The organism is Heyndrickxia sp. FSL W8-0496 (genome assembly GCF_038007825.1).
Classification (GTDB): domain Bacteria; phylum Bacillota; class Bacilli; order Bacillales; family Bacillaceae_C; genus Heyndrickxia; species Heyndrickxia oleronia.
In genome coordinates this window covers 4,501,664-4,513,494 of sequence record NZ_JBBOXX010000001.1, presented here as the reverse complement: position 1 = coordinate 4,513,494, position 11,831 = coordinate 4,501,664, and the positions used below count along the sequence as shown (strand labels likewise).

Below are 11,831 nucleotides of genomic sequence, written 5' to 3'. Positions count from 1 at the left end.
AATTACAGGAGAACTTTTCAATGAATCAAACGTTTACGATAAAAGAAAAAACAAAACAAATTTTTATTCTCTTAATACCTATATTAATTACACAATTAGGTATGTTTTCAATGGTTTTTTTTAATACTATTTTATCTGGTAAGTATAACTCCTCCGATTTAGCTGGAGTGGCGATCGGTTCTTCCATTTGGAATCCGGTTTTTACAGGCTTAAGTGGAATATTGCTCGCTGTATCACCTATTGTAGCCCAACGTTTTGGTGAAAGAAAAAGCAAAGAAGTCTCTTCGATTGTAGTTAATGGGATCTATCTATCACTAATGATTGCTATTGTTGTTATCATTCTTGGATTTTTTCTGTTAAATCCGTTATTAGACTCAATGAATTTACAGACAAGGGTTCAACATACAGCACATGCTTATCTCGTAGGGTTAAGCTTTGGAATTATTCCTCTTTTTATTTTTAATGTACTCAGATCGTTTATTTATGCGTTAGGGAAAACTCGTATTGTTATGGTCATTATGATCTCTTCATTGCCAATTAATTTCTTTTTAAACTATGTTTTGATATATGGGAAAATAGGATTTCCTGAACTGGGTGGTGCAGGCGCAGGCTATGCCACGTCCATTACCTATTGGATGATTGCAGGAGTAACAGCCTTTATTATTAAAAAGCAAGATCCTTTTTCAACTTATCAAATCTTTTCAAACTTAAAAGATTTTTCATGGGAGAATTGTAAAGAAATCTTGAAAATTGGGGTACCGATGGGGCTTTCGACCTTCTTTGAAACAAGTATGTTTGCTGTAGTAACTATTTTAATTAGTAAGTTTAGCATTACAACCATTGCCGCCTATCAATCGGCATTGAATATTGTTTCATTTCTTTATATGGTCCCTGTTAGCATATCTCTTGCTTTAACGGTGCTCGTAGGATATGAGGTAGGGGCTAAAAGGTACCGGGACGCTCGAATATATAGCTGGCTGGGAATTTGTCTAGCTATTATTATCGCTTTGTTTACTGGACTTTTGGTTGTGTTATTCCGTTATAAAGTGGCAGGATTCTATTCAAATGAAGCAGCGGTTATTCAATTAACTGGTCACTTTTTAATATATGCGCTATTTTTCCAGCTTTCGGATGCGATTCAAGTGACAGCACAGGCTGCATTAAGAGGCTATAAAGATGTAAATTTAGCATTTATCATGACATTGATTGCTTATTGGATGATTTGCTTGCCTGTAGGTTATATTTTAGCCCATTTTACCAATCTTGGTGCTCCAGGATATTGGATTGGCCTAACATCAGGATTGTTGGCTGCTGGAGTAGGACTTTCATTAAGGCTTCTATATATCCAAAAAAGGAAATTTGTTATTTTAAGTGCATAAAAAATTGGAGCTATCTCTTTTAATGTTTTATGAGGTAGCTCCTTTACTAATTTTTATATGGTTAATAAATAATTTGTATACAAACTATATTTACACGAATAATAATTATATGTATAATAATAATTGTGTTTGAAAGGAGAGCCTCTCTATGGAGATGTCAAAGGATAAATTAATCGGATTTGCTTCAGTTCGAACAAGTAGAAAGATTAGTCGACTATTAAATCATTATTTAAAGCCATATCAAATTACATCTGAACAATGGAGTGTACTTAGAACACTAAAAGAGTCGGATCATATATCTCAAAAGGAATTATCAGAGAAAGCCGATAAAGATCAAGCTACACTGACTAAAATTCTTGATTTGCTTGAAAAAAATGATTTTGTCAAAAGAGTAGCTAATCCTAAAGATAGACGATCCTTTCTCATTACTATTACCGAGAAGGGGACTGGGTTAGCTGAAGAATTGTATCCATATATTGAGGGCATTTTTAGTAAGGTTATCGATGGAATTAATAAGGAATCGTTGGAGACATATTTAAATGTATTACATTCAATTGAGAGTAATACAGATTCACTTCTAAATGATATCAATAACTAGAAAGAAGGATTATTAAATGAACGAATCACCTAAGTTGTGGACACCACAGTTTATGGCCATTGTATTAATGGCTTTTTTATTTTTTCTTTGTTTACAATTATTAACCGCTGGCTTTCCAGCATTTATAACAGATGTGAAAAATGACCCAACTCAAGGCGGACTCATGACTACTATTTTTATGCTTGCTGCTATTGTGACCCGCCCGTTCGTAGGTTACTTGATTCATCGTGTAAATGTGAAGAAGATGAGCGTATTTACATTATTATTTGTTGCAGTAACATTGTCTCTTAGTTACGGACAGGAATCTGTCCCGTACTTGCTTCTTTTGAGAATTTTCCACGGTATTGGTTTTGGCATAATGACAACAATATTAGCTACATTGGCAACGAATATTATACCTAAGAAAAGACTAGGTGAAGGGATTGGCTATTACGGACTTGCTACGAGTATCGGAACAAGTATGGCACCAATGATTGCCTTAGCTTTACTTGCATATATGCCTTTTAATAATTTATTAATCATCGCAGTGGCATTAGCTGTTATCACTTTTTTATGTAGCTTTATGATTAAAACACAAGAGGAACCTGTTTCAAGTAAAACAATCGAAAAGAAACTTTCTTTTAAAGAATCTATTTTCGATAAAAAGGCATTTATACCAAGTCTACTATGTGTTTTTTTCTCCATCACTTTAGGAGGGGTAGTTAGTTTTCTTCGAGAGCTTGGAAAAGAGGCTCATTTAGGTGGTACAGTTTCTTTATTTTTTCTTATTGTAGCCATTATTATGCTTGTTGCACGTCCTATTTCTGGAAAGCTTTATGATACTTATGGACATAAAGTGATTATATATCCAGCGATTATTTGTGGGGTCATTGGGTTATTTTTATTATCGATAACCAATGGTTCAGTAACACTACTTATCGCAGGCTTTTTCTATGGAATTGCATATGGAACTGTCACACCTACACTCCAAGCAATAGCTGTCAGCCTAGTAACGAAAGAAAAACAAGGAACGGCTAATGCAATGTATTTTTCAGCGATGGACTTAGGAATGGCCATTGGTTCTACTGGTCTTGGTATTCTTGCTGCTAATAAAGGCTTCCATTTTATCTATGGATTTTCAATTATTTGTCTTGTATTATTAATCCTTATTTATGCCTTACTATTTACGAAGAAAAAAGAAACAGAAGCACCAGTGTCAGACACGTATTATTCATTAAAGTAAATTTTTTATTTAAATAAAAGTTATGAGAAAAAGCTATCACATGTATGCGATAGCTTTTTCTCTATTTTATAGTTGTTGTTCAAAATTCACGCGTTTATTTAAGTAATACATAATTGGAGCACCAATTGCCATTACAACAAACTCTCCAACTGCAGTCGTTACCCATGTAATCGTGAATGGCAAGTCAAAAGCCAGATGAAGTTCAATAGCGATGAAGAACATAGTAATTGTAAAGACGATCGTATTTACAATCATGCGTCCCCATATATTTGTAATAAATTTTGAAATGAGGATCGTGATAAGTAAGGCAATGATAGATTGTCCTACCCCAAAAACAAGGTCATAAGCCCTCATAGGGGAAAAAAATAAATTGGTAAGAAAAACACCTAAGACAATGCCTATCATATATTTTTTGTTAAACACGACCAAATGATTAAATATTTCGGATACTCGGAATTGTATATTCGTAAACCCAAAGGGCTGAATGATAAAAGATACGGCAATGTATAATGCAGCTACAATCCCATTTCCGACAAGAGTTTTGACTTTCATATTTAGTTCTCTCCTTAGTTTTTTAACGTGGGATGGTTTCGAACCACGTTTGAGTAAACACTCAAGATATAATAATATAATATATATAGAAAATTCGTCAATTATAACTAATGGCTGTTTTGGGAGAATGTACTATTAAAATTAAAATAAGAGGGTAAGTTGAATGACCCCATTTACTGAGAGAGTCGTAACAATTATTCGAAATATACCAGAAGGAAAGGTAATGACTTATGGACAAATTGCTACAATTGCAGGTAGTCCAAGAGCTGCAAGGCAGGTTGTAAGAATTTTGCATTCTATGAGTAAGAAATATCAACTGCCGTGGCATCGAGTGGTCAATTCCAAGGGAATGATCGGTTTTCAAGATGATGAGTATTATCATGTTCAAAAGTTCTCCCTTCAAAGTGAGGGGGTTGAATTTAATTCGAATGGAATCATCAATCTTAAAATATTCCAATATCAACCTGATAGTCTGTAAATACCCGTGAAAAGGGGTGTCTAAGGGAGGGTGCCCCCCAATAAACACCCCCAATAAAGCCTGGCCAATTTTTCTTTAAAGTAAATTCCAACTATATAACATTAAAGATCTCTAGAAAAAATCGTGACCCCATATATATCGGAATTTTGCTCACATATTTTATCGAATCCACTTCTGATTAAACCTTTAGCTGCTTTTTGATAAGGTTCACTAGAACGTAAAAAACGTTCACATTTACCTGCTTCTCCAATTATAGTTACTTCAACAATTGTACGTGGTGATTTTGGATTTAATGGATTTCTTTCTGAAACGATCGTAACAACATCTGGTGGTTTCGGTATCATATCATTTAAACCCACTTTCTCACCTCATTTCTGTTAGGTTTACTTTATTAAATGTTCTTCTCAATAAAATTGCTTGTTTTACTATCATATAGATTAGAAGAAAAGGCATATCATTAAATAAAACGAGAGTTATATAATCATATAATTTAATGCTCGGTATTCCCGAATATCGCTTCCTTAAGGATGTTTAGAAGAGAATGGAGGGACAAATTAAAGAAAAATATACTTCATTTTTAGTATCCCAGTCTATCTGTAGTGCATTTTCATATACTATACAGTGGGCTTAAAGAATGGGGGTGTATAAATGAAAATAAGGGATAAATTTCGTCTTTCTTTTCTCACATGGAATTTGTATATGGGGGCGGAATTGCCACCACTGTTTACCGCTGTTAGAAACCAAATTCCGAATTTAGTATCAGATGTGTATCGGCAATTTCTTGCAACCAATTATCCACTTCGTGTAAAAGCGATTGCTCGTAAAATTGCACAAAAGAAGCCAGATTTAATTGGTCTTCAAGAGGCTGTAAAGTGGCAGTTAGAAATCCCGAATTTTCGAACGATCACCTATGATTTTGTACAGATGTTAATAGTTGAGCTAAAAAAGAAAGGCTTAGACTATGCCCTTGTTGTTCAAAATAATAATACAACGGTAGAGCTTCCGGACAGTAATGGTAATTTAATTCGTTTGATGGATAGGGATGCGATATTAATACGAAATCAAAATAGATTGCAAGTGAATAAAAGAATGAAGGCTAATTTTCAAACGAATCTTAATATACAAATTCAAAATCAACAGATGGAAATTCTACGAGGATGGTGCTCGATTGATATTGGACTTGATAGAAAACAATTTAGGCTGATTAATACTCATCTGGATACGCAAATAGACATTCAGTTCCAGCAAGCAAGGGAAATAATTGCTGGACCGGCTCAAACAGATTTGCCCCTAATAGTGATGGGAGATTTAAATTCTAATGCGATGACCAATGACTCGATAACGTATAAACAGTTCAGCGAATTTGGTATGCAAGATATATGGATAAATAGTGGAATAGATATCGGCGTTACATGCTGTCAGGGACCAGATTTATTGAATGCTGAATCAAGTCTAGAAAGCCGAATTGATTTTATTCTATATAAAAATGGTTGGACACCAATAGAGGCAGAGATCGTAGAAGGTAGAACATATACGGGATTATGGTCTTCGGATCATGCAGGGGTATCTGCAAAAATGTATCTAAATTAAAATTTGATGAACATTAAGACTCGTTATTAAGACGAGTCTTTTTTTGAGCAATTCCTTTCCCTTTCAAGAAGATTACGTAGAAAATCGTTTGTCATGGTTTGAAAGTAATTATGTTACTATTAACTAAAATGGAAAAAATTAAGGGGGGATTCTGAAAATGGAAGGCATTTTGACAATAAAAAATTTAAGAAAAAGCTATGGAGCTAATGAGGTTTTACAGGGGATTGACCTCACAGTATCAAGAGGGGAAATTATCGGTTATATAGGACCAAATGGTGCGGGGAAAAGTACAACTGTAAAGATCATTCTTGGTATTGAAGAAGGATATACTGGTGAGGTTAAGCTATTTGGAAAAGATATATCAGATGGAAATATTGAATATAAGAAAAAAATCGGCTATGTTCCTGAAATTGCTGAAGTATATGATACTTTAACGGGATTTGAGTATTTAACCTTTATTGGTGAATTATATGGAATGGATTTTGATTTGGTAGAATACAAGGCTAAGAGATTAATGGAATTGTTCGGAATTGGTGACGTTTATCATTCAAGAATTTCTTCTTATTCTAAAGGGATGAAGCAAAAATTACTAATCATCTCAAGCATGTTGCATAATCCAGAAATTTTATTTTTGGATGAGCCAATTAATGGATTAGATGCGAATAGTGTAATGATATTTAAGGAAATATTATCTCAATTAGCAGAACAAGGGAAGACCGTGTTTTATTCATCACACATCATGGATGTAGTAGAGAAGATTAGTAGCCGTATTATTTTGTTGAATGGTGGAAAAATTGTCGCTGATGGAAGCTTTGCTGAATTAAAAAATCAAAACAAGGAAGGTACATTGGAGGAAATCTTCAATCAATTGACCGGGTTTAATGAGCATAAAGAAATTGGTGAAAGATTTGTATCCATTGTTCAAGAGGTGTGACTATGGAAGATTTCCGAACCTTAAAAATTCTTGATCGTTGCCAAGGCTTATTCGAAAAAATGGGCGTTGATTACTCTATCTTGAGAAAAATTTTAAAAGTCAAGCTAATGATGGATCAAAGAAGAGTTCCTACTATATTTAGCCAATCATCAAAGAAGAAAAAAGACAACAAAAAACAAGAAACGAATGGATTTATTAAATCCTTATGGATTTATGCGTTTATTGGTTTATTTACGATTCCATTTATTGTATTTGGAACAAATTATATGTTTCAGATGAGTATTGTTTTTGGGATAGTTATGTTTATGGTTATGACATCAATGATATCTGATTTTTCGTCTGTATTATTGGATGTTCGTGATAAAAATATACTACATACAAAACCAATTAACCGTAAAACAATAAGCATCGCAAAGTTTGTCCATATCTGTATCTATTTAGTTCTTCTAACTACATCAATTACGGCTATTCCAATGATTGTAGGATTATTTAGGCATGGTATTGTATTCTTCATTATTTCAATCATTGGATTAATTTTAACGAATTTATTAATTGTTGTGTTCACTGCATTATTGTATATTTTTGTTTTAAAATTTTTTGATGGAGAAAAGCTGAAAGATATCATTAACTACGTACAAATTGGTTTGTCTTTGGCATTAATGGTTGGTTACCAGGTTCTTATTCGCTCATTTGAAATCTTTGATTTTGACTTCGTATTACATCCACATTGGTGGCATATATTTATCTTTCCTATGTGGTATGCAGCTCTATATGAATGGATAATAAATGGCCAAAGTTCAATGTTCTATATAGTGTTCTCTTTTCTAGCTATATTGGTTCCTTTGATTGCCTTTTGGATTTATCTTCGTCTCGTTCCAGCCTTTGAAAAGAATCTGCAAAAGCTTTCAAACCATAGTAAATCTAAACTAATTAAGCGTAGAGGCTGGAAAGAGTGGTTATTAAGCTGTATTTGTCGAAGTAAAGAGGAAAGGGCATTCTACCGATTTACAACTTTAATGATGAAGCATGAACGAGATTTTAAATTAAAAGTTTATCCTTCATTAGGCTTTTCCTTCATAATCCCATTTATTTTTATTTTTACAACTATGAATCATAGGGGATTTAATCAAGCTGGAAGCAAATCCTATTTAACTATTTATTTTAGCATGTTAATTATTCCAACTGTTGTGATGATGCTTAGATATTCTGGGAAATACAAAGGAGCTTGGATTTTTAAAACATTGCCAATTAAGGATTATTCACTATTATTTAAAGGTACGTTAAAAGCATTTTTAGTAAAATTATATTTACCAATTTATTTAGTACTAGGTTTCATTTTTATCATCATTTTTGGCATAAAGATTGTACCTGATTTAATCATTATTTTAATAAATTCCTTTTTGTATACGATGATTAGCTTTCTTTTTTTGAAAAAATCAATCCCGTTTTCTGAAAGCTTTGAAACTATTGGGCAAAGTGAGGGATGGAAAATATTTGTCCTGTTTATTCCAATCGCTCTTCTCGCTGGAATTCACTTTGTTAGCTTGCAGGTTCCAATTGGAATTTATATTAATATCGTAATATCTTTTATTACTAGTTTGTTTCTCTGGAAGATAGGATTAAGGAAGGTACAAATATAAAATTACCGTTGAGAACAAGGTCTTGGAGGAGATAATATGATATTTGATCAACAATTAGAAAAATATGCGGAACTTACGGTTAAAGTAGCACTTAATATACAAGAGGGTCAGCTGTTATGGATTTCAGCACCAACAGGTACTGAAATTTTAGTAAGAAAGATTGTGAAGCAAGCATATCTTACTGGTGCGAGAAATGTTCATGTTAATTGGTATGATGAAGAAATAAAGCGTACTCATTATGAATTAGCTTCGAATGAAGTGTTTAAGCAATACCCTAAATGGCTAGTAGCTGCACATGAGGAGTTAGTTGAAAATGGTGGGGCCTTTTTACAAATTGAAGCGGATGATCCAGATTTATTAAAAGGGATTTCAATCGATAAAATTACAAATTGGCAGAAGGCACAAGGGGATGCGCTGGACCATTTTTATGAAGCCATTGATACGGATAAAATTAGCTGGTCTATCATTGCTATGCCATCGAAAAAATGGGCAGATAAAGTGTTTCCCCAGTTACCTGAGAGGGAACGGATTCCAGCGCTTTGGGAGAAAATTTTTCAAGCAGTTCGCATTGATCTTGAGCATCCAGTAGATGCTTGGCGAAAACATATAGATGAATTATCGGAAAAGGCTCATTCTTTAAATGAAAAACGGATTAAAAAGTTACATTACCAAGCAGAGGGTACTGATTTATGGATAGAACTTCCAGATACTCATCTTTGGTTGACAGGAAGCAGTGTGAACTCAAATGGTGTGACATTTATCGCTAACATGCCTACTGAAGAAGTGTATACGGTTCCTCTTCGAACGGGTGTAAATGGATATGTATCAAGTACAAAGCCATTAGCTTATCAAGGAAATGTTATTGAAGATTTTACTCTTACCTTTGAATCGGGGAAAATTGTGGATGTAACAGCAAAGGTAGGTCAGGAATTATTAGAGAAATTAATAAAAACAGATGAAGGTGCTTCTTATTTGGGCGAAGTAGCATTAGTTCCTCATAATTCGCCAATCTCTACTTCACAATTACTATTTTTTAATACGTTATTTGATGAGAATGCATCGAACCATTTAGCGATTGGTTCCGCATATCCAACTTGTTTGGAGGGAGGACAATTCCTTTCGGAAGAAGAAAGAAAAGCTGAAGGTCTAAACGATAGTATTGTTCACGAGGACTTTATGATTGGATCTGCCAAGATGAATATTGATGGCATTTTAGATGATGGTACAAAAATAGCCATTTTTCGTAATGGTAATTGGGCATTGTAAAGATTATATCTACTTCCCTAAAGGAAATAATGACCGATTCAAAAATATTTATTTAAAACTTATAGGAAAGAAGTGATCGAGATGAGACAAATTATTGCCCTAGGTGGTGGTGGATTTTCCATGGAACCTGAAAATCCATTGTTGGATCGTTATATCTTACAACAATCAAACCAATCAGCACCAAGAATTTGTTTTCTTCCTACTGCGAGTGGAGATTCTGACAATTACATTCAGCGATTCTATCGATTTTTTGATAAACAATTATGTCATCCCTCTCATTTATCACTTTTTAAACCTCCAACAAGAGATTTAGAGTCGTTCATTTTAGAGAAAGATATTATTTATGTTGGAGGAGGAAATACTAAAAATTTATTAGCTTTATGGAAAGATTGGGGACTAGATCTCCTATTGAGAAAAGCTTGGGAGCAAGGTACCATATTAGCAGGTATTAGTGCTGGCTCTATATGCTGGTTTGAAGACGGATTGACTGATTCATTTGGTACTAGCCTTGCACCGATTCAATGCCTAGGCTTCTTAAAAGGTAGTTGTTGTCCCCATTATGATGGAGAGATTGAGAGAAAACCAGTATATAAAAAAATGATCGAATCAGGAAAAATTAATTCGGGTGTTGCACTAGATGATGGAGTGGCAATCCATTACATTGAACAAAAAATGAACAAGATAGTTAGCTCGAGACCCGAAGCAAAAGCATATGAAGTCAAACGAATAGATAATGAGGTTATTCAAAATGAACTGGAAGTAAATTATTTGGGGACGAAATAGAATGTTCATTATAATTATATTCTTTAAACAGTTGAATTGGAGATAATATTATGGAGTATCTTAAAATATTTAATGAAAAGAAAGAGCCCGTAGGTATCGCATCACGTGAAGAGGTACATAAAAAGGGTTACTGGCATGAAACATTCCAATGCTGGTTTATTAGTAAATGTAAAGGTAAGTGGTTTGTCCTGCTTCAAATTAGAAGTAGCAATAAAAAGGACTATTCAAACTTGATTGATATTACAGCTGCTGGTCATATTATGGCAGATGAAGCAGTTGTAGCTGGTGTTAGAGAAATTCAAGAAGAGCTAGGAATTAATGTGAAATTTAACGAATTGATTTCTTTAGGAATGATTGATTATAGTGTAAAGCATAAAGATCTTATTGATAATGAGTTGGCAAATGTATTTTTATATAAAAGTAAGCATACGTTTGATGATTTTACCTTGCAAAAGGAAGAAGTTTCAGGGATTGTAAGAATTGAATTCTCCTCCTTTTATGAATTTTGTACAGGCATGCAAGAGGAAGTTAGGATACAAGGTTTTGTTTTCGATCAGAAACATGACAGAGTTCATATCAATCGAATTGCCAAAAAACATGAATTTGTCCCGCATGAAAGATCATACTATGAGACAATTGCAAGAAGAATAAAAGAGAAGATTGAAGAAGAGAATGAAGGACGATGAAAAGGGTGAATGACAATTACTTCAATTTGTTTAGTTCGACATGGAGAAACAGACTGGAACGTGATGGGAAAGATTCAGGGAAGAACAGATATACCATTGAATGCTAAGGGAATATTGCAGGCAAAAGAATGTGGAGAATTTTTGAAAGGAACCAATTGGGATGTTATCATTTCTAGCCCTTTAAAAAGAGCAAAGCAAACAGCAGAAATCATCAATACATATTTACATATTCCGCTTGAAGAAATGGATGAATTCGTTGAACGTCACTTTGGAAAAGCGGAAGGAATGACTTTAGAGGAAAGAATGACTGCATACCCTGATAAGCAATATCCGAATCAAGAAGAGCTTCTATCAGTAGAAAAACGTGTGAAAATAGGGATTAATAAAATTCATGAAAAGTATAAAGACGGAAAAGTACTGCTTATTGCCCATGGGGCAGTAATCAATACTATTTTATCTTTATTTTCAGATGGTGAACTAGGTTATGGAAAAACAAATTTAGTTAACGCGTGTATTAGTAATATTGAATACTTTCAGGAAAAATGGAAAGTGAAGGATTATAATCAAATCTCTCATCTATCGCAATACAGGAATAATGAAAAAGGCTGAATCATTAGGGTGAATCAGCTTTTTTTATTTTCGAGATTCATTATACACAGAGATATTATACTAATCATTTATAGAGTGTATTTTATTTAGGAAT

The 11,831-nt window shown here is 33.6% G+C and carries 13 protein-coding genes and 1 riboswitch; of the genes, 11 read left to right on the top strand and 2 right to left on the bottom strand.

The window, feature by feature from the left end; all coding sequences use genetic code 11:
- Window positions 1-20: 20 nt before the first annotated feature.
- The 3 genes from NST63_RS22905 to NST63_RS22895 all read left to right on the top strand — a co-directional run bounded on the left by NST63_RS22905 (window position 21) and on the right by NST63_RS22895 (window position 3,199).
- Window positions 21-1,379: an MATE family efflux transporter gene (locus NST63_RS22905; RefSeq protein WP_212943704.1), complete on the top strand. Its 1,359-nt coding sequence runs from the start codon at window positions 21-23 to the stop codon at window positions 1,377-1,379.
- Between the two features lie 148 nt (window positions 1,380-1,527).
- On the top strand, window positions 1,528-1,977 hold the full coding sequence (locus tag NST63_RS22900; protein ID WP_058003168.1) for a MarR family winged helix-turn-helix transcriptional regulator: 450 nt from the start codon (window positions 1,528-1,530) through the stop codon (window positions 1,975-1,977).
- 16 nt (window positions 1,978-1,993) lie between these two features.
- Window positions 1,994-3,199 (top strand): MFS transporter, encoded by a 1,206-nt coding sequence (locus NST63_RS22895; protein WP_212943706.1) that lies wholly within the window; start codon window positions 1,994-1,996, stop codon window positions 3,197-3,199.
- 66 nt (window positions 3,200-3,265) lie between these two features.
- On the opposite strand, the gene NST63_RS22890 is transcribed toward NST63_RS22895, so the two are convergent.
- On the bottom strand, window positions 3,266-3,751 hold the full coding sequence (locus tag NST63_RS22890) for a QueT transporter family protein (protein ID WP_212943707.1): 486 nt from the start codon (window positions 3,749-3,751) through the stop codon (window positions 3,266-3,268).
- A gap of 8 nt (window positions 3,752-3,759) precedes the next feature.
- Window positions 3,760-3,804: riboswitch (PreQ1 riboswitch) on the bottom strand.
- A gap of 110 nt (window positions 3,805-3,914) precedes the next feature.
- Between NST63_RS22890 and NST63_RS22885 the strand changes: the two genes are divergently transcribed.
- Entirely contained in the window at window positions 3,915-4,229 is a 315-nt protein-coding gene (locus NST63_RS22885) for an MGMT family protein (RefSeq protein ID WP_212943708.1), read from the top strand.
- A gap of 101 nt (window positions 4,230-4,330) precedes the next feature.
- Here the strand turns inward: NST63_RS22885 and NST63_RS22880 are convergent, their stop codons facing one another.
- Window positions 4,331-4,588 (bottom strand): hypothetical protein, encoded by a 258-nt coding sequence (locus NST63_RS22880; RefSeq protein ID WP_212943709.1) that lies wholly within the window; start codon window positions 4,586-4,588, stop codon window positions 4,331-4,333.
- Window positions 4,589-4,877: 289 nt separating this feature from the next.
- Between NST63_RS22880 and NST63_RS22875 the strand changes: the two genes are divergently transcribed.
- From NST63_RS22875 to NST63_RS22845, 7 genes are all read left to right on the top strand, one after another.
- A complete protein-coding gene (locus tag NST63_RS22875) occupies window positions 4,878-5,819 on the top strand; it encodes an endonuclease/exonuclease/phosphatase family protein (RefSeq protein ID WP_341043813.1) in 942 nt (313 codons plus the stop codon).
- Between the two features lie 157 nt (window positions 5,820-5,976).
- The gene (locus NST63_RS22870; RefSeq protein ID WP_212943711.1) at window positions 5,977-6,753 is read left to right on the top strand and encodes an ABC transporter ATP-binding protein; all 777 of its coding nucleotides are present in this window, start codon (window positions 5,977-5,979) and stop codon (window positions 6,751-6,753) included.
- Window positions 6,754-6,755: 2 nt separating this feature from the next.
- Complete coding sequence (locus tag NST63_RS22865) at window positions 6,756-8,393, top strand: hypothetical protein (protein ID WP_341043812.1); 1,638 nt, start codon at window positions 6,756-6,758, stop codon at window positions 8,391-8,393.
- Window positions 8,394-8,429: 36 nt separating this feature from the next.
- Complete coding sequence (locus NST63_RS22860; protein ID WP_341043811.1) at window positions 8,430-9,659, top strand: aminopeptidase; 1,230 nt, start codon at window positions 8,430-8,432, stop codon at window positions 9,657-9,659.
- A gap of 81 nt (window positions 9,660-9,740) precedes the next feature.
- The gene (locus tag NST63_RS22855; RefSeq protein WP_341043810.1) at window positions 9,741-10,442 is read left to right on the top strand and encodes a Type 1 glutamine amidotransferase-like domain-containing protein; all 702 of its coding nucleotides are present in this window, start codon (window positions 9,741-9,743) and stop codon (window positions 10,440-10,442) included.
- Between the two features lie 50 nt (window positions 10,443-10,492).
- Entirely contained in the window at window positions 10,493-11,128 is a 636-nt protein-coding gene (locus tag NST63_RS22850; RefSeq protein ID WP_341043809.1) for an NUDIX hydrolase, read from the top strand.
- Window positions 11,129-11,143: 15 nt separating this feature from the next.
- Window positions 11,144-11,737 (top strand): histidine phosphatase family protein, encoded by a 594-nt coding sequence (locus NST63_RS22845; protein WP_341044236.1) that lies wholly within the window; start codon window positions 11,144-11,146, stop codon window positions 11,735-11,737.
- The last annotated feature ends 94 nt before the right edge of the window (window positions 11,738-11,831 follow it).

What these genes read in the sequence shown, in the direction of transcription:
- NST63_RS22885 (WP_212943708.1), top strand. Translation starts at nt 3,915, where the DNA reads ATGACCCCATTTACTGAGAGAGTCGTAACAATTATTCGAAATATACCA.
- NST63_RS22860 (WP_341043811.1), top strand. Translation starts at nt 8,430, where the DNA reads ATGATATTTGATCAACAATTAGAAAAATATGCGGAACTTACGGTTAAA.
- NST63_RS22900 (WP_058003168.1), top strand. Translation starts at nt 1,528, where the DNA reads ATGGAGATGTCAAAGGATAAATTAATCGGATTTGCTTCAGTTCGAACA.
- NST63_RS22850 (WP_341043809.1), top strand. Translation starts at nt 10,493, where the DNA reads ATGGAGTATCTTAAAATATTTAATGAAAAGAAAGAGCCCGTAGGTATC.
- NST63_RS22905 (WP_212943704.1), top strand. Translation starts at nt 21, where the DNA reads ATGAATCAAACGTTTACGATAAAAGAAAAAACAAAACAAATTTTTATT.
- NST63_RS22870 (WP_212943711.1), top strand. Translation starts at nt 5,977, where the DNA reads ATGGAAGGCATTTTGACAATAAAAAATTTAAGAAAAAGCTATGGAGCT.
- NST63_RS22890 (WP_212943707.1), bottom strand. Translation starts at nt 3,751, where the DNA reads ATGAAAGTCAAAACTCTTGTCGGAAATGGGATTGTAGCTGCATTATAC.
- NST63_RS22855 (WP_341043810.1), top strand. Translation starts at nt 9,741, where the DNA reads ATGAGACAAATTATTGCCCTAGGTGGTGGTGGATTTTCCATGGAACCT.
- NST63_RS22865 (WP_341043812.1), top strand. Translation starts at nt 6,756, where the DNA reads ATGGAAGATTTCCGAACCTTAAAAATTCTTGATCGTTGCCAAGGCTTA.
- NST63_RS22895 (WP_212943706.1), top strand. Translation starts at nt 1,994, where the DNA reads ATGAACGAATCACCTAAGTTGTGGACACCACAGTTTATGGCCATTGTA.
- NST63_RS22875 (WP_341043813.1), top strand. Translation starts at nt 4,878, where the DNA reads ATGAAAATAAGGGATAAATTTCGTCTTTCTTTTCTCACATGGAATTTG.